The organism is Lactobacillus mulieris (assembly GCF_007095465.1).
GTDB classification, from domain to species: Bacteria; Bacillota; Bacilli; order Lactobacillales; family Lactobacillaceae; genus Lactobacillus; species Lactobacillus mulieris.
Window position 1 is genome coordinate 18142 of record NZ_SDGL01000011.1, and the last position, 18200, is coordinate 36341.

An 18200-nucleotide genomic window follows, 5' to 3' on the forward strand; every position below is an offset into this window, starting at 1 on the left:
ATAGATGTATAAAAACGCTGATCCCAGATTAACGTATTTTGTTTTAAATAAAGTTGATTTAGCAAGAAAACAAGAACAAGTATTGACCCGTTTATATCAACCATTAATTGGGCCAATTGCCTTGTCATTATATTTAACTTTGATTAATGATTACCAGCACGTTCCAATTAAAAGCCAAGGAAAAAAGTTGTATCAACTACAAGAAATATTGGATATAAAGTTAGAAGATATCTTTAATAGCTTACATAAATTAGAAGCAACTGGCCTAGTTAAAACCTTTCATGGCGAGATGCTAGGAGTAGGCGATTATTTGGCATTTCAGCTAGTTGATGTGCCAGAAGCAAGTGAGTTTTTTAAAACTCTTTTGTTGAGTAGCTTATTGCTTGAAAAAGTAGGAACCACAAGTTTTCAAAACTTGAATAAAGAATTTAATCCTACTTTACCTGGCTTTATTAAAGAGGGAAAAGACGTTTCTGCTGACTTCTTTGATGTTTTTCATCTATCAGCAGAAAAAGCTATTAATCCTGATGAACAAGTCTTAAATGCTGCAAATTTAGCAGATCAAAAAGCGACTAATCTAGTGAGAGCTAAGATGAGTCCAATTGATTGGAATTTTGTAAAAGATCTTTTTAGTAAATATGGTATTTCAGCAGATGAAGTTGATAGTCATGCTGGGCAAATGGCTCAATTAATGCATTTTTATGGACTTTCTGAACAAGATTTTGTTAATCAAGTTGCCACTACTATTGTTGCAGGGCAAGATCAGTTGAATATAAAGCAAATGCAATATCGCTTAAATGAATTAGCGACTCAAAATCAAAGTCAAAAGCAAATAGCTCAAGCATTTAAACGTGGTGATGTAAAAAATAATTCATCAGTTGATTTGAATCAAAGTGAACGTGAATTGTTGGAGATGGCCAAAAGTTTAACACCTCTAAAATTTTTAGAAACTTTGAAATTACAAAAGGGTGGCTTTGTTACATATAATGAGCGTAATGTTATTCGCCGTCTGCAACTTAATTATAATTTGCCTGATGCATGGGTTAATATTTTAATTAAAACATGCCTAGATTATGATTCAGTTCTATCTGATAACATTACTGGGCGTATCGCTAATTCTTGGCTTCAACATCAAGTTACTACTCCTGAAGCTGCTCTTGAATTCACCCGTGAATGGCAGAAGCGAAAAGTAACTAAAACTCGCAAAAAGAGAGTTGAGCAAGGAACTGATTGGAAGAAAAAACTTGCCCAAGATAAGATTAATAAAGAAGCTAGTGTAGGTTCTGCTGATGAGCAAGATTTATCTGAGATAATGAAAAATCTGCAGAAGTTTGATCCAAAGGATTAGGTTATGGAAAAAATTAATGATTTACTGGGTAGTACATTTACTCAGAATAGTAAAGATAGAAAGATTGATAGCAAAGCTTTGATTAATGAAGCTTTGCAAGATTCAGAAGTACAGGCTTTTATTAACCAAAATCATGTTCCTAAGGAAGTTGTTCTTTCAAGTTTAAACAATATTTTTCAATTTCATCAACAAAAAGAGGCAGCTAAGAATGGATCTAATCCAATCCCTGGCTATTTGCCTAAGCTGATTTTGCATGGTTCTACAATTGATTTGGCTTATGCCCCAACGAAGGAAAAAAGCAAAGACTTGATAAAGCAGAAGGCAAATCAGCATTTAGAGTTAATAGATGTTCCCAAAAGATATCGACACGTTAAAAGTACAGATATTATTCCAAATGATGATCGTAGAGAGGCTATTACAGCAATCAGTAATTTTTTAATGGACATTCAAAATCAGGATTACAGTCAAGGGCTTTATTTACAAGGAGATTTTGGCGTAGGCAAGACCTTTTTACTTGCCTGGCTTGCACGTGCCTTAGCTGAAATGGGGAAAAAAGTTATCTTTCTTCACACCCCAAGCTTTTTTGCTAATTTGAGCACTCATATTAAAGAGCAGAATCTCGATGAAGAAGTTGCGCGAATTAGTAAAACTGACATTTTGATTCTTGATGATATTGGTGCAGAATCTTTGTCACAGTGGTCAAGAGATGATGTATTAGGCGTTATTTTGCAATATCGAATGGATAACTTATTGCCAACTTTCTTTAGCTCTAATTTAACATTTGATGATCTTGAAAAGCATTTTGAAGAAACTCGAAATAATATTGAGCCCATAAAAGCCAAGCGGTTGATGCAGCGCATTAAGTTTTTAGGTAAAGAAGTAGATGTTGGCGGTAAGAATCTTCGCTTAGACCAATAAAGTTAGAGCAGGAGGTATGATAATATGAAAAATATTTTGCAAGTTCGTGGAGGAGCTGGCGATTTAACTAAAGCGGATGTAAATGTTAGCCCTAAAGATAATTTATATTTGGCTGTTAATTCAGCATGGCAAAAAGATGCTGTGATTCCTGCTGATCGAACTGAAATTGGTGTTAATACTGAAATCGACATGCGAATTGAAAAGCGGATGAAAGATGATTTAGCTGCCTTATTAGCTGGTAAAGAAGATGTTAACAGTGTGCCAAATTTGGCTAAAGCAGTGGATTTTTATAAGCTAGCTTTGAATATTGATCAAAGAAATGCTGAAAAGACTGCACCAATTCAGGCCGATTTACATGAGTTACTTGCTTTAAAGGATTTTTCTGATTTTAATACCCTGGCTGCAAGCAATCTAAACCAAATTCTTAATTCAGCAGTAATTTTACCATTCGCTTTTGAAGTGGATGCGGATATGAAAAATACCCAAAAGCATGCCCTATATTTTGCTGGACCAGGTACTTTCTTACCAGATACAAGTTCATATCAGGCTCCTGATGCTGAAAAGTTATTGCAAATTTTGGCTAAGCAGACGCAACACTTATTGGAATTAGCTGGAGTTGAAACAGCTGAAGCTGAAGTAATAATCAAGTCAGGTCTTATTTTTGATCAAAAACTAGCCAAAGTTGTTAAATCAAGCGAAGAGTGGTCTGATTATCCAGCTTGTTATAATCCAATTAGTTTGGCTGAATTTTTGATCAAATTTAAGTCATTTGCAATTAAAACTTATCTTGAAACTCTCTTTGATAAGTTACCTGAGCGTGTAATTGTCATGGAACCGCGTTATTTAGATAAAATCGAAGCTTTATTTAACCCTGATAATTTTGATCAAATTAAGGGTTGGATGCTGATGAAGTTTATTAATAATAGCGCTAAATTATTGTCACAAGAAATGCGCGAAGCAGCCTTTCCATTTCGTCAAGCTGTTAGTGGCGTTGCAGAATTACCTCCAGTTCAAAGACAGGCCTATTACTTAACCAATGACTTTTTCGATGAAGTTTTAGGGGTATTTTATGGTCAAAAATATTTAGGACAAGCTGCTAAAGCTGACATCACTCAAATGATTAAGCAGATGATTAAGGTTTATGAAAGTCGAATTGCTAATAATACTTGGTTGTCGCAAGCTACTAAAGATAAAGCAATTGTAAAATTGAATGCTTTGGTCTTAAAAATTGGATATCCAGAAAAGTTAGAAGCAATTTATGATCAATTAAAAGTTGAGCCTACAGTTAGTCTGTATGAAAACCAAAAAGTTTGTTCAGTTATTCGGGCAAAATATAATTTGTCAAAATTATTTAAACCTGTAAACCGAAATGTATGGCTCATGCCTGGAAATATGAATAATGCTTGTTATGATCCACAAAGAAATGATATTACTTTCCCAGCTGGAATTTTGCAAGCTCCATTTTATGATTTAAAGCAAAGCCGGGCTGCTAATTATGGTGGTATTGGTGCAACTATTGCTCATGAAATTTCACATGCTTTTGACAATAATGGTGCTCAATTTGATGAAAATGGTAATTTGAATAATTGGTGGACTAAGCAAGATTTTGATGAGTTTGAAAAACGCACTCAAGCGGCAGTGGACTTATATGATGGAGTGCAATATGGACCAAGCAAGTTGAATGGCAAACAAATTGTTGCTGAAAATATTGCTGATTTAGGTGGGTTAACTTGTGCAATTCAAGCTAATAAACTTGAAGGTGGCAATATGAAAGACCTATTTGAAAATTATGCTCGCTCTTGGGCTCAAATTCAAAGACCAGCAGCTATTAAAACAGAAGTTAGTGTTGATGTCCATGCTCCTCAACCTACTAGAGTTAATATACCTGTCCAATGCCAAAAGGAATTTTATGAAACTTATCAGGTAGGTCCCACTGATGGTATGTGGTTAGATCCTGAAAAAAGAGTAGAAATTTGGTAATAAGAAAATTAAGTAAAATACTTGCAACAAATTTTGGACGGGGTATAATTCTTGTTAGATAAAAGATATGATGTCAATCGCTTCAGAGAGAGGAGCCTTGTTCTGGAAGCTCCCATTAGGTTGACACCCCGACTTTTTTCTTGAACATGTTAATTAACTTGGTTGAATCCCATTATCGATTTAAGAGTGTATGTTTTTTGGCATACAGAAAATGGGTGGAACCACGATGATATTCGTCCCAGTGCGCTAGTTGCGTGCTGGGGCTTTTTTATTTCCTGGAGGTTACATGATGAGTTTTTCAATTACTTTACCTGACGGTTCAAAGAAGAATTTTGATCAAGCCGTTTCAGTATTAGATTTAGCAAAAGGCATTTCTACTTCACTTGGTAAAGCTGCTGTAGCAGCAAAAGTTGACGGTGAAGTAAAGCCAGTTAACTTTATGCTTGAAAAAGATAGCGAAGTAGCAATTTTAACTGATAAAGACGAAGCAGGATTAGCAGTATTGCGTGATACTGTTGCATTTTTACTTGAAGCAGCTGCTCAAGCTAAGTACCCTGAACTTCGTTTAGGTGAACATGAAGCTAATGAAGATGGTTTCTTTGTTGATACTGATAAAGAAGACCAAATCAAGATTACTGAATTGCCAGAACTTGAAAAAGCAATTGTTAAATTAATTAAGAATGGTCAAGCAATTGAACCAGTAATGGTTAAAAAGAGCGAACTTGAAGCCGAATTTAAGAATGATCCATTTAAGATGGAACTTCTTAAGAGCGAAGGTGATGAAGTTGCAGCCTTTAAAATGGGTGACTTCGTTGACTTTGGTTTTAAGGCTTTATTACCAAACTCAGGTAAGGTTAAGCACTTCAAGTTGTTATCAGTAGCAGGTGCTTACTGGCAAGGTAAGAGCTCAAACCCAATGCTTCAAAGATTATTTGGTACTGCATTCTTCAAGGAAACAGATCTTGAAGCAGATCTTAAGCGTCGTGCTGAAATTAAAGAACGCGACCACAGAACTATCGGCCGTGATCTTGACCTCTTCTTTGTAGATCCTAAGGTTGGTGCAGGTCTTCCTTACTGGATGCCAAAGGGTGCTACTATTCGTCGTGTAATTGAACGCTACATCATTGACAAGGAATTAGCCGATGGTTACCAACACGTTTATACTCCAGTTTTGATGAATCTTGATGCTTACAAGACTTCAGGCCACTGGGCACACTACCGTGAAGACATGTTCCCACCAATGGACATGGGTGATGGTGAAATGCTTGAATTGCGTCCAATGAACTGCCCAAGTCACATTCAAGTTTACAAGCACCACATTCGTTCATACCGTGAATTGCCAATCAGAATTGCAGAACTTGGTATGATGCACCGTTATGAAAAATCAGGTGCTTTGTCAGGTCTTCAACGTGTTCGTGAAATGACTTTGAACGATGGTCACACTTTCGTAGCTTTGGAACAAGTTCAAGAAGAATTTGCTAAGATTTTGAAGTTAATCATGGATGTATACAAGGACTTTGATATTACTGATTACTACTTCAGATTGTCATACCGTGATCCTAAGAACACCGATAAATACTTCGCAAATGACGAAATGTGGGAAAGAAGCCAAAAGATGCTTAAAGGTGCTATGGATGATTTAGGCCTTGACTACGTTGAAGCTGAAGGTGAAGCAGCATTCTACGGTCCTAAGCTTGATATCCAAACTAAGACTGCTTTGGGTAATGATGAAACTATGTCAACTATCCAACTTGACTTCATGCTTCCAGAAAGATTTGACTTGTCATACGTTGGTCAAGATGGTGAAGAACACCGTCCAGTTATGATTCACCGTGGTATTGTTGGTACTATGGAAAGATTCATTGCTTACTTAACTGAAATCTACAAGGGTGCCTTCCCAACTTGGCTTGCTCCTGAACAAGTTGAAATTATTCCTGTTAACTTGGATGCTCACGGTGAATACGCTAAGAAGGTTCGTGATGAATTACTTAAGCACGGCTTTAGAGCAGAAGTTGACTTCAGAAATGAAAAGATGGGTTACAAGATTCGTGAATCTCAAACTCAAAAAGTTCCTTACACTTTAGTATTAGGTGACGATGAAATGAACAGCAATGCAGTTAACGTTCGTCCTTATGGTACTGAAAAACAAGAATCTATGAGCTTAGATAAATTTATTGATGAATTACAAGCAGATGTAGATTCATACTCAAGAGAAAAGTAATCAATATCTGAAATCAATTTATACCTTGACTGGTATTATGAAATAACGTATAATGTTTAACTAGTTGAGAACAAGAAGAAGCTCCCGCTTCTCGCCTAAGTTAAAGATCAAACCTCTAGGCTAATCGATAATTTCTGTTGATTAAAGGCGGGTTGTTTTGTCCACACCCGCTTTTTTCTTGTCCTCAAATTAACATGGAGGTGAATCGTTATACCACGGAATTTAATTTTAAACGAAAGTATTCGTGCACGCGAAGTTCGTTTGATTGGCGAAGATGGTGAACAAGTTGGTGTCGTTTCAAAGAACGAAGCCTTAAACCAAGCAGCCGATGCAGATTTAGATTTAGTACTTATTTCTCCAAATGCTAAGCCACCTGTGGCTCGTATTATGGATTATGGTAAGTATCGCTTCGAACAACAAAAGAAGCTTAAAGAATCACGTAAGAAGTCAAAGACTGTCAGTGTTAAGGAAATCCGTTTAAGTCCAACTATTGAAGGTAATGACTTCGACACTAAGTTGAACCATGTTCGAAAGTTCTTAAGCAAGGAAGGCGCTAAAGTACGCGTTTCTATTCGCTTTAGAGGTCGAGCAATCACTCACACTGAATTAGGACTTAAAGTATTAGAGAAGATGGCAGATGCAACTAAAGATATTGCAAATGTTACTGCTAAGCCAAAGATGGAAGGCAGAAGTATGTTCTTAATGCTTGCTCCTAAGAGTGAAAAGGATAAGAAGTAAAAAACTGTTAATTGGAGGAAATAAACATGCCTAAACAAAAAACACACCGCGCTTCAGCAAAGCGTTTCAAGAGAACTGGTAATGGTGGTTTAAAGCGTCATCACGCATTTACTGGTCACCGTTTCCACGGTAAGACTAAGAAGCAACGTCGTCATTTGAGAAAAGCTGCAATGGTTTCACGCAGTGACTTAAAGCGCATCAAGCAAATGCTTTCCCAAATGCGTTAATAACATTTTAGAAATACAGATAGCGAATTAGGAGGAATTTCAGATGCCAAGAGTTAAAGGTGGTACTGTTACACGTAAACGTCGTAAGAAAGTTTTAAAGCTTGCCAAGGGTTACCGTGGTTCTAAGCACTTGCAATTTAAAGCTGCAAGCACTCAATTATTTGTTTCATACAAGTATGCATTCCGTGACCGTCGTAAGCGTAAGAGTGAATTCAGAAAGTTATGGATTGCTCGTATTAATGCAGCAGCTCGTCAAAATGACCTTTCATACAGCAAGTTAATGCATGGTTTGAAGGTTGCTGGTGTTGATATCAACCGTAAGATGTTAGCTGATATTGCTTACAACGATGAAAAGACTTTTGCTGAATTAGCTGCAACTGCTAAGAAAGCTTTAAACTAAGATTTCATTTAATGAGACCAAGATTAAATTCTTGGTCTTTTTTTGTTTCAGCGTTTGTGATTTATTTAACTAATTTATTTTATATGATAGCGCTTACTATAATATGCATCTAAAGTTCGAATTAATCAGGTGATATAGTGAAAAAATAACAATTAAAAAAACTATTTACAAGGTGTTTTGGATGGATCTATACTTTTCTTGATAAATAATTCACAAAGTTGGAGGCATGAATCGTGGTACTATCAAAAAAATCTGAGTCACAAGTAAATAATAAAACTTCAGTGGAATCAATGATAAACAAATACATTAAAAAGGCTCATCAGGCCTTGGAAATAATGGCAACATTTGATCAAGAAAGAGTTAATAAGATTTGTGAAGCAGTTGCAATTGCTGGAGAACAAAATAATTATGCCTTAGCAAAAATGGCTGTTGAAGAAACAGGTCGAGGAGTTGTAGAAGACAAGGCAATAAAAAATATGTTTGCCACTGAGAACATTTGGAATTCATTACGACATGAAAAAACGGTTGGCGTTATTAGTGAGGATAAGGAACGAGAATTAATAAAAATAGCAGAACCGGTTGGGGTTATTGCTGGAGTAACACCTGTTACCAATCCAACATCGACTGTACTTTTTAAAAGTTTAATTGCATTGAAAACAAGAAATACAATTATTTTTGGTTTTCATCCGCAAGCTCAGAATTGCTGTGTGAAAACTGCCGAAATTATTCGCAAGGCTGCAGTTAATGCTGGTGCTCCAGAAGATTGTATTCAATGGATTGAAAAGCCAAGTATTGAAGCAACAAATACTTTAATGAATCATCCAGATGTGCAGCTAATTTTGGCAACAGGTGGTCCTGCAATGGTTAAAGCAGCATATTCTTCTGGAAAGCCGGCATTGGAGTAGGTCCTGGTAATGGGCCTGCTTATATTGAAGAAACAGCTGATATTAAAAGAGCTGTATATGATATAGTTTTATCTAAAACTTTTGATAATGGTATGGTTTGCGCGTCAGAAAATAGTGTTGTCGTGGATAGTAGTATTTATGATCAAGTAAAAAAAGAATTTGCAGCGTGGAATTGCTACTTCCTCAAAAAGAATGAAATTAAGCCTTTTACAGAGAAATTTATTGATCCAAAACGTGGAACAGTAGCTGGTCCGATTGCTGGTAAAAGTGCATATCAGATTGCTAAACTCTGTGGGTTAGAAGTACCTGAGAATACCAAGGTATTAATAGCAGAATATAAGGGAGTAGGGAAAAAATATCCATTATCAGCAGAAAAATTGTCGCCAGTATTTACTTTGTACAAAGCTAAGGATCATGAAGATGCATTAAAGATTTGTGCTGAACTGCTGAATTATGGGGGTCGTGGACATACTGCTGGAATTCATACTAATAATCAAGCTTTAATTAAAGAATTTTCAATGAAAATGTCTGCATGTCGAATTTTGGTAAATACTCCAGCTGCTTTAGGTGGTGTTGGTGATTTATACAATAATTTGTTACCTTCATTAACTTTAGGAACAGGAACTTATGGAGCTAATGCCCTTTCTCATAATGTATCAGCTAGTGATTTACTTAATATAAAGACAGTGGCAATGAGACGAGATAATATGCAGTGGGTTAAGGTTCCAAAAAAGACATATTTTGAACATAATGCAGCTAATTATTTACGACACATGCCAGATGTTAATCGCTTCTTTATTGTTACAGATCAAACTGTTGCTAATGAATTTGGAAATAGAATTACAGATATTCTTGCAAATCGATTAGGAGAAAAAAGTTATGAAATCTTTCAAGCGGTAAATCCTGATCCCGATAGTGATGTAATTTTTGACGGAGTTCATAGGATGAAAATCTTTAATCCTGATGTAATCATTGCTTTAGGCGGAGGTAGTGTTATGGATGCTGCCAAAGCAATGAGACTGTTTTATGAAAATCCTGATATGACTTTTGAAGATAGTTATCAAAAATTCTTGGATATTCGTAAGCGAACAGTGCGGTTCCCTAAAGATAATAAAGTAAAGCTAGTCTGCATACCAACCACTTCAGGTTCAGGTTCGGAAGTTTCACCGTTTGCCATTATTAAAGATGCTAAGACCGGAATTAAACACCCACTTTGTGACTATTCATTGAATCCAGATGTAGCTATTGTGGACGATCAATTTGTTCAGAATTTACCTGAAAATTTAGTGGCTGCAGCAGGTTTTGAGGCTTTGGCACATGCCATTGAGTCCTACGTTTCAACAATGGCAACTGATTTTACCCGTGGTTGGTCAATGGAAGCAATTAACTTGATTTTTGAAAACCTTGAACAGTCATATAAGGGCGACTTAGTTGCTCGCAATCGGATGCATAATGCTGCTACCCTTGCAGGGATGGCTTATGGCAATGCCTTTTTAGGAATTGGTCATTCAATTGCGCATTGCTTATCTTCACACTTTAATTTACCAAGTGGAGTTAGCGATATTTTGGTTATGCCAGAAGTTATTCGTTTTAATGCAAAAAGACCTAACAAATTAGCTATGTGGCCTCATTATGCTACTTATCGAGCAGATAAAGATTATGTCAAAATTGCTCAAAGTCTTGGAATCAAAGGTACTAATGATGCTGAATTTATTGATGGATTGTGTCAAAAAATTATTGATTTAGCTCACAGTTTAGATATCAGTTTGAGTTTAAAAGATTATGGTATTAGTAAAAGTGAGTCTGAACAGCATTTAAGTGAAATTGCTGTTGAAGCATATGGTGATCAAAATACTGTAACCAATCCTTCAGCAATGTTAATTGGTGAAATTAAAGATTTACTGTTAAAAATTTATCAAGCTTAGTTGCAGAAAATAAAGTCCTATTCTCAATTGTTGAGGAGAGGGCTTTTTTTTCATATAATAAAGAGTACATAAAATAGGAGTAGATTAATGATTTTTAGACCAATTTATACGATTGATACAATATATCATTTAGATCCCACTGAATTGAAAAAAATGGGTATTAAGGCTGTTTTTTCTGATTTAGATAATACTTTACTTGCATGGAATATCAGAGATAGTAGTCAAGAAATGGCAATCTTAAATAAGAAATTAGCTGAAGCAGGAATTAAGTTGATAGTTATTTCAAATAATAATCCTGAACGTGTAAGTAAGGCTGTAAGTAAATTTGATGTTGCTTTTTGGGCAAATGCAAGAAAGCCTTTACCATTTGGCATTTTAAAAGCACTTGAGCATTATAATTTATCAAAAGAAAACGTTATAATGGTAGGCGACCAGTTAATCACTGATATTCAAGCCGGTAATTTGGCAGGTGTTAAGACAGTTTTAGTCAAGCCTCTTGTTGAAACTGATAAATGGAATACAAGGATTAATCGCTTTTTTGAGAAGATTATCTTTTTCTTTTTAAATATAAACAAAAAAATTGAGTTCAAGGAGAGCCTAAAATGGATGAAGAATTAAGATGTATTGGTTGTGGGGCTGTTTTACAGAGCCAAGATGAAAATGAAGCTGGTTTTTTGCCTGCAAGTGCATTAAATAAGGCTCTTGAAGGAGAAAACCAAGAAGTATATTGTAAGCGTTGCTTTAGATTACGACATTATAGTGAAATTATGCCAGTGGAATTGAATAATGATGATTTCCTTCGTTTATTAAATTCACTCGGTGACAAAAAAGCTTTAATTGTTAATGTGGTAGATTTATTTGACTTCAACAATTCGCTGATTCCATCATTAAAACGTTTTGTTGGCAATAATGATTTTATTTTAGTTGGCAATAAAGTTGATCTTTTCCCACTCAATTCTAAGGAATCTAAGATCAAAGATTGGATGCGTCAAGAAGCAAATAGAATGGGACTTTATCCCAAGGATATTTTCTTGATTAGTGCTGCTAAAAAGAGAAACTTACAAGATTTAATTGCATATTTAGATCGAGCATCACAAAATCAAGATGTATACTTCGTAGGTACAACAAATGTTGGTAAATCAACTTTAATTAATTCAATTATTGATTTAATGGGGGATGTAAAGGATTTAATTACCACTTCTCGTTTCCCAGGGACTACACTTGACCAAATAAAGATTCCTCTTGATTCAGGGCATTATCTAGTTGATACTCCAGGAATTATGACAGATAAGCAGCTAGCATCATATTTAAATTCGAAAGATTTAGATTTGATTGCTCCTAAAAAGCCATTAAAGCCAGCAACTTATCAGCTTAATAGTGGGCAAACCCTCTTTTTAGGTGGTTTAGGTAGAATCGACTTTGTTAGTGGTGAAAAGACAAGTTTTACTGTTTATACTGCACGCGGATTGTATGTACATCGTACTAAAACTGAAAATGCTGATGAATTTTATGAAAAGCATGTTGGTGATTTACTTACCCCACCACATGGAGATGAAAATTTACCAGCAATGAAAGGCCAAACTTATCATCCGACTACTAAAAGTGATTTGTTATTTGGAGGAATTGGGTTTATTACTGTTCCAGCTGGTGTGGTAGTTAAGACTTACTTACCAGGAGGAATTGGTCAAGGGATTAGACGTGCTTTAATTTAATAGAGGTATAAAAATGGACTGTGTTGTAGCAAATAAGCCTAAAGTTAGGGCTCAAGAAATTAAGAAAGTTTCAGGTAAACAAATTGGGATTATGGGAGGTACCTTTAATCCAGTTCATATTGCTCACTTAGTCGCAGCAGAACAAGTGATGACCAAATTACACTTAGATGAAGTTTGGTTTATTCCAGATAATATTCCTCCTCATAAAGAATTGGCTTTAAATATTCCAGCTGAGGATCGGGCCAATATGCTTGAACTTGCTACAAAAAATAATCCTAAATTCAAGGTTATGCTTCTTGAATTGTATCGTGGTGGAATTTCTTATACGATTGATACAATGCATTATTTAAAAAAAGAAGCTCCTGAAAATAATTATTACTTGATTATGGGCAGTGATCAGGTAAATTCATTCCACACATGGAAAGATGCAGATGAGTTAGCGAGATTGGCTACTTTAGTAGGAATTCGTCGCCCAGGTTATACTCAAGAAGCACATTACCCATTGATTTGGGTTGATGCTCCTGATATTCGCTTATCATCAACCGCAATCCGCCATGCTGTAAAAACTGGCACTTCAATTAGATATTTAGTCCCTGATAGCGTTCGAGAATATATTGAACAAAGGGGGCTGTATCGTGACTGATTTCTTATTAAGCAAAACTTTTTCTAATTTAACTAGTGATGAATTAGTAGACAAGGTACAAGCTAATATGGATGAAGCACGCTTTCGGCATTGCCAAGGCGTTAGTATTACTGCAAGAAAGTTAGCTAAACTTAATAATTATGATGAAGATAAGGCTGCTTTAGCTGGGTTTATTCATGATTATGCCAAGCAAGTAGCTAATGAAGAATTTATTCGTGTAATTAAAGATAAAAGCAATGGATTTGATCAAGATCTATTAAATTGGAATCGGGCAATCTGGCATGGAATTGTTGGAACTTACTTTATTAAACGTGATTTAGGTATTACGGATTCAGAAATTTTAACAGCAATAAGGCGTCATACTACAGGGGATGTGGAAATGACAACTTTAGATAAGATTGTCTTTGTTGCTGATTATATTGAGCCTGGACGTAGCTTTTCTGGTGTAGATGAAGCAAGAGAAGTTACTTTTGCTAACTTAAATGATGGTGTTGGTTATGAATTGGCCCATACATTGCAGTTTTTAGCAAATAATCGACAAAAAATATATCCTAAAACATTAGCAGCATATAATGTTTGGGGAATTAAAAAGGAGAAATAAATTTGAATAGTGAAAAATTATTAGATATTACTTTAGACGCAATTAGTGACCGCCATGGTGAAGCAACTGAAGCATATGATATGCGAGGAATTAGCATCTTAGCAGATTTCTATATTGTAACTAGTGCTAGTTCTAACAGACAATTGCACGCTTTAGTGAATAGTATTTTAGATAAAGTAAGAGAATATGATTACCACGATTATCGGGTGGAAGGAACTAGAGATTCCAATTGGCTTTTGGTTGATTTAGGAGATATTGTTGTAAACATCTTTACTGAAGATGCTCGTGACTTTTATGGACTTGAAAGTCTTTGGGCAAACGGTAAAAAACTAGATATTCCTGAGGACTAGTAATGTCAGTTGTTGGAATTATTGCAGAATATAACCCTTTTCATTCAGGCCATGAATTTTTAATGAATCAGGCTAGATTAAAAGCTGGCGAGGATCCAATTATCGTAATAATGTCTGGAAACTATGTACAAAGAGGTGAAATGGCAATTACGGATAAGTGGACTCGTGCCAAATATGCTTTAACTAGTGGTGCAGATTTAGTTTTTCAAATGCCTTTTGCTACAAGTGTTCAAGCAGCTGATATTTTTGCAAAAGGTAGTATGGAAATTTTAAGCAAATTAGGTTGTGAGGAATTGGTTTTTGGTGTAGAAGATGCCAATTTAAACTTCGCTTATTTAGGTGAAAAAATTAAACAAATTCCAGAAAGTAAAATGGACTTTAATGATTATACTCAAACTTATTCAACTCAATATAACCAAATGGTTGCTCGTGAAGTTGGTAGAGAAGTTAATGAACCTAACATTATTTTGGCTTTAGCTTATGCTGTTGCTAATGCAGATTTAGCCAAAAAATTAAAATTAAGTCCCATTACTAGAATTGGTGCTAATCATGATGACTTACTTGAGCGTGAAAAGGTAGTTCAAAGTGCAAGTGCAATTAGAAATCTTTTGCTTGAAGAACCTGATTTAGCTGATTTAAAACAATGGCTACCTAAGGCAGAAGCAGAGCAATTATTAGCTCAGAGTGTTTATCCTAATTGGAATTTATTATTTCCATTTTTAAAATATAAAATTGAATCAGCTAGTTTAGCTGAATTGCAACAAATTTATCAAATGAGTGAAGGTTTAGAATACAAGTTAAAAGCAGAAATTCATGAAGCACGGGATTTTACAGAATTTTTAAGACATATTAAGTCTAAACGGTATACCTATTCTAGACTAAGAAGATTATGCTTATATACTTTATTAGGAGTAACTAATGAAGATATTGCTAATAGTCAAGCGGACGTTTCGAGTGTTCTTTTAGGGTACAGTAAGCGCGGAAGAAACTATTTAAAGAAAATACGAAAAGATGTTGAATTGCCAATTATTTCTAAAGTCGATCATAAAAATAGTCAAATAGGCAGTTTGGCACTTGATGTAAGAGTAGATCGTTTATTTGAACAAATTATTGGCCGTGATCAAAACTTTGGTCAAAAACCAATCGAGGTGAAATAATGCTAACAATTAATTTTTCTCAAATAAAAAAAAGCAAAGAACCATTAACTGAAATTACCACGAAGCTAGAAACAAGACCTGAATTTTTTGCAAGAGCTAAAGAATTGTTGCTTGATGCTAAGAATATTCAGGTTAAGGGGCAAATGTTTTATCAGGAACCTTTTGTAACAGGAAATTTTCAAGTAGAAGCTGATGTTGTTGCTCCATCAAGTAGGTCATTAGCGCCTGTTCCGATGCATTTGAATTTTTCTTTTACTGAAAATTATTTAGATCGTGAACCAACTAATGAGGAAAAAGAAGAAGTAGATATGATTGTTCCAATTGATAAGGATACAATTGACTTGCAAACAGCAATTGAAGATAATTTGTTATTAAGTTTGCCAACGACTATCCTTACCAAAGATGAAGAAGAAAATAATGAGTTCCCTCAAGGGACTGGATGGGAAGTAGTTTCGGAAGAAAGTTTAGAAAAGCAAAATGAAGAAAAAATCAATCCAGCTTTTGCTAAATTAAAAGATTTATTCCCAGATAGTGATGAAAAATAAAGCCTTTTTTAAGGCTTTTTTCTTTTGGGGCTTGATTATTGTCAAAGCTTAGTTTTTAATATATTATTGAATTATTAAAAAGGGAGGTAAATCTATTTTATTTTTAAAATGGATTTATTTTCTTAGATAACATCATTTAAAATTTTAATAAATAGAAGGTAGAGATCAGAAAGAATGGCTAAGATTTTAATTATTGAAGATGAAAAGAATTTAGCCCGTTTTGTTCAATTAGAATTACAACATGAAGAATATGAAACTGTTGTAGAAAATAATGGACGTCGGGGTTTGGATTTAGCATTAAATGAAAAGTTTGATGCAATTTTACTTGATTTAATGTTACCAGACTTGAATGGCCTAGAAATTGCTCGTCGTGTACGCCAAGTTAAAACTACACCAATTATCATGATGACTGCAAGAGATTCAGTTATTGACCGTGTTTCTGGCTTAGATCATGGTGCAGATGATTATATTGTAAAACCTTTTGCAATTGAAGAATTATTAGCTCGTTTACGTGCCGTTTTACGTAGAGTAAACATTGAAAAGAAAGTTTCAAGCAATGCAGCAATTAAGCAAAAAGTGGTTAAGTTTAATGATTTAACTATTGAAACTGCAAACAGAATTGTGCATAGAGGCGATAAGACAATCGATCTTACTAAGCGTGAATATAACTTGCTTATGACTTTGATTGATAATAAGAATAATGTAGTAAGCCGTGAACAATTGCTGAACAAGATTTGGGGACCTGATTCTAATATTGAAACTAATGTTGTTGAAGTATATGTTCGTTATTTAAGAAATAAAATTGATGCTCCTGACCGTCCTTCATATATTAAGACTGTCAGAGGTACAGGTTACATGGTAAGAGAAGACGATGCACCAGTTCCAGAAGCAAACTAAAAAGAAAGAGACCAAAAATACGTCATTAGTCAAGAAATGGGTGAGTCTTGTAGCTTTGACTATTACGGTCTCTTTTCTTGTTTTTTCCGTAATTATTTATTCAATTGTTAGCCAACAGTTTTTAAATCAAGAGCGTCAAGTTGCTGAAACTGTTGTTGAAAATTTTGAACATCGTTTAAGTTCAATTAATAAGGAATTGCAGATTTCAAATGTGGTTCCCACTTTATCACCTACAACACAAAGGATTTTAAATGGTGGTCCAACAATTTCAGCTGCTGATAATAATACTAGTTCGACTGAAAATGGCTTTAGTGATGATATTTTGCAAAATTTAACAAATCAAGATATCAGTGTAGTGATTTTTGATAAATCAGGTGATGTTGTTTTTTCTAATGGTAAAAATCAGGCAGATTTTTTATCTAATATAACTCATAAGGAAGAACAAATTAAATTAAATTTAGGTAAACAAAGTTTGACGATTTATCAGCCAATTCGCTCAGCCAATAATCGCAAAATTACGGGGTATATTGCTGTAACAGATGATATGTCCAATTTCAATTCAATGATGGACAAAGTTAGAGCATGGATGATTGGAATTTCAATTGGAGCTACTATAATCTTTATTTTGATATCTTACTTCATTATTAGAGGAATTGTTTGGCCATTGAATGCAATGTCCAAAGTTGCAAGACAAATTAACAAAGACCCTAATAGTGATGTTAGAATTCCTGATTTGAAACGGGATGATGAATTGGGAGAATTAGCTCAGAGTTTTGATCAAATGCTTGACCGAGTTCAGGGATATATCCAGCAACAAAAGCAATTTGTTGGAGATGTGTCCCATGAATTGAGGACACCAGTTGCCGTAATTGAGGGACATCTTTCTTTACTTGAACGTTGGGGCAAAAATGATCCACAAATTTTAGATGAGTCGATAAAGGCTAGTTTACAAGAAGCAGAAAGAATGAAGCATTTAATTCAAGAAATGCTCGATTTAACTAGAGCTGAACAAATTGACATTCAATATCCTAATGAAGTAACTAATGTTTCTGAAGTTTTAACCAGAGTAGTAAGTGATTTACAACTCGTTCATCAAGACTTTACTTTGCGACTTAATAATGATTTAAATGAAGATACAATGATTCAAATGTATCATAGTCATTTTGAACAATTGTTGATTATTTTAATTGATAATGCAATAAAGTATTCAACTGATCGCAATGAAGTTATTATTAGTTCAAGTGTTGAAGATGGTGAAGTAGTTGTAAGTGTTCAAGACTTTGGTGAGGGAATTTCTGAAAGCGAAAAAAGTAAGATCTTTAACCGCTTTTATCGAGTTGATAAGGCAAGAACCCGTGAAAAGGGCGGTAATGGATTAGGATTATCAATCGCTCAAAAACTAACCCAAAGTTATCATGGGAAGATTAGTGTTGATTCAGTGTTAGGTAATGGAAGTAACTTTATCTTACGATTCCCTGTGTTAACTAAAAAAGAAGTTAAGCTTTTAAATAAGAAAAAAGAAAAGGCCCAAAGAGGCAAATAAGATAAAACAGCTAGGTTTTTGACCTAGCTTTTTTTATGACAAAAGTCATAGTTTATTATGATGAAACTTACTACAGAGTGTTTTCTTTCT

The 18200-nt window shown here is 34.7% G+C and carries 16 protein-coding genes, 1 pseudogene and 1 other annotated feature; all 17 genes and pseudogenes read left to right on the top strand.

The features are described from left to right. Nucleotides 1–4 precede the first annotated feature (4 nt). The 17 genes and pseudogenes from ETI37_RS05905 (at nt 5) to ETI37_RS05985 (ending at nt 18110) form a co-directional block, all read left to right on the top strand. Nucleotides 5–1348, top strand: coding sequence for a DnaD domain protein (locus ETI37_RS05905; RefSeq protein ID WP_006586452.1), 1344 nt, complete (start codon nt 5–7; stop codon nt 1346–1348). Nucleotides 1349–1351: 3 nt separating this feature from the next. Continuing rightward, a complete protein-coding gene (gene dnaI / locus ETI37_RS05910) occupies nt 1352–2266 on the top strand; it encodes a primosomal protein DnaI (RefSeq protein WP_006586453.1) in 915 nt (304 codons plus the stop codon). A 24-nt stretch (nt 2267–2290) separates the two neighbouring features. Continuing rightward, on the top strand, nt 2291–4246 hold the full coding sequence (locus ETI37_RS05915; RefSeq protein ID WP_006586454.1) for a M13 family metallopeptidase: 1956 nt from the start codon (nt 2291–2293) through the stop codon (nt 4244–4246). A 289-nt stretch (nt 4247–4535) separates the two neighbouring features. After that, the gene (gene thrS, locus ETI37_RS05920; protein ID WP_006587150.1) at nt 4536–6467 is read left to right on the top strand and encodes a threonine--tRNA ligase; all 1932 of its coding nucleotides are present in this window, start codon (nt 4536–4538) and stop codon (nt 6465–6467) included. 66 nt (nt 6468–6533) lie between these two features. Next, nucleotides 6534–6652, top strand: a sequence feature (ribosomal protein L20 leader region). Nucleotides 6653–6677: 25 nt separating this feature from the next. Next, nucleotides 6678–7205: a translation initiation factor IF-3 gene (infC, locus tag ETI37_RS05925; protein WP_080545369.1), complete on the top strand. Its 528-nt coding sequence runs from the start codon at nt 6678–6680 to the stop codon at nt 7203–7205. Nucleotides 7206–7231: 26 nt separating this feature from the next. After that, entirely contained in the window at nt 7232–7432 is a 201-nt protein-coding gene (gene rpmI, locus ETI37_RS05930; RefSeq protein ID WP_006584434.1) for a 50S ribosomal protein L35, read from the top strand. 43 nt (nt 7433–7475) lie between these two features. Beyond that, nucleotides 7476–7832: a 50S ribosomal protein L20 gene (gene rplT, locus ETI37_RS05935; protein ID WP_006584435.1), complete on the top strand. Its 357-nt coding sequence runs from the start codon at nt 7476–7478 to the stop codon at nt 7830–7832. 290 nt (nt 7833–8122) lie between these two features. Then, nucleotides 8123–10662, top strand: a pseudogene (gene adhE / locus ETI37_RS05940) (bifunctional acetaldehyde-CoA/alcohol dehydrogenase). Between the two features lie 87 nt (nt 10663–10749). Beyond that, nucleotides 10750–11280, top strand: a complete 531-nt coding sequence (locus ETI37_RS05945; protein ID WP_006586459.1) for a YqeG family HAD IIIA-type phosphatase — start codon at nt 10750–10752, stop codon at nt 11278–11280. Continuing rightward, nucleotides 11265–12374: a ribosome biogenesis GTPase YqeH gene (gene yqeH / locus ETI37_RS05950; RefSeq protein ID WP_006586460.1), complete on the top strand. Its 1110-nt coding sequence runs from the start codon at nt 11265–11267 to the stop codon at nt 12372–12374. The genes ETI37_RS05945 and yqeH overlap by 16 nt, the downstream gene beginning before the upstream one ends. Before the next feature lie 13 nt (nt 12375–12387). Next, nucleotides 12388–13017, top strand: a complete 630-nt coding sequence (locus ETI37_RS05955; protein ID WP_006586461.1) for a nicotinate-nucleotide adenylyltransferase — start codon at nt 12388–12390, stop codon at nt 13015–13017. Next, complete coding sequence (gene yqeK / locus ETI37_RS05960) at nt 13010–13618, top strand: bis(5'-nucleosyl)-tetraphosphatase (symmetrical) YqeK (RefSeq protein WP_006586462.1); 609 nt, start codon at nt 13010–13012, stop codon at nt 13616–13618. The genes ETI37_RS05955 and yqeK overlap by 8 nt, the downstream gene beginning before the upstream one ends. Before the next feature lie 2 nt (nt 13619–13620). After that, on the top strand, nt 13621–13968 hold the full coding sequence (rsfS, locus tag ETI37_RS05965) for a ribosome silencing factor (protein ID WP_006586463.1): 348 nt from the start codon (nt 13621–13623) through the stop codon (nt 13966–13968). 2 nt (nt 13969–13970) lie between these two features. After that, on the top strand, nt 13971–15125 hold the full coding sequence (locus tag ETI37_RS05970; RefSeq protein WP_006586464.1) for a nucleotidyltransferase: 1155 nt from the start codon (nt 13971–13973) through the stop codon (nt 15123–15125). Then, nucleotides 15125–15670, top strand: coding sequence for a DUF177 domain-containing protein (locus ETI37_RS05975; protein WP_006586465.1), 546 nt, complete (start codon nt 15125–15127; stop codon nt 15668–15670). The genes ETI37_RS05970 and ETI37_RS05975 overlap by 1 nt, the downstream gene beginning before the upstream one ends. A 174-nt stretch (nt 15671–15844) precedes the next feature. Next, on the top strand, nt 15845–16567 hold the full coding sequence (locus ETI37_RS05980; protein ID WP_006586466.1) for a response regulator transcription factor: 723 nt from the start codon (nt 15845–15847) through the stop codon (nt 16565–16567). After that, nucleotides 16542–18110 carry a HAMP domain-containing sensor histidine kinase gene (locus ETI37_RS05985; RefSeq protein ID WP_006586467.1) on the top strand — a complete coding sequence of 523 codons (1569 nt, stop codon included), beginning with the start codon at nt 16542–16544 and terminating at the stop codon, nt 18108–18110. The genes ETI37_RS05980 and ETI37_RS05985 overlap by 26 nt, the downstream gene beginning before the upstream one ends. The last annotated feature ends 90 nt before the right edge of the window (nt 18111–18200 follow it).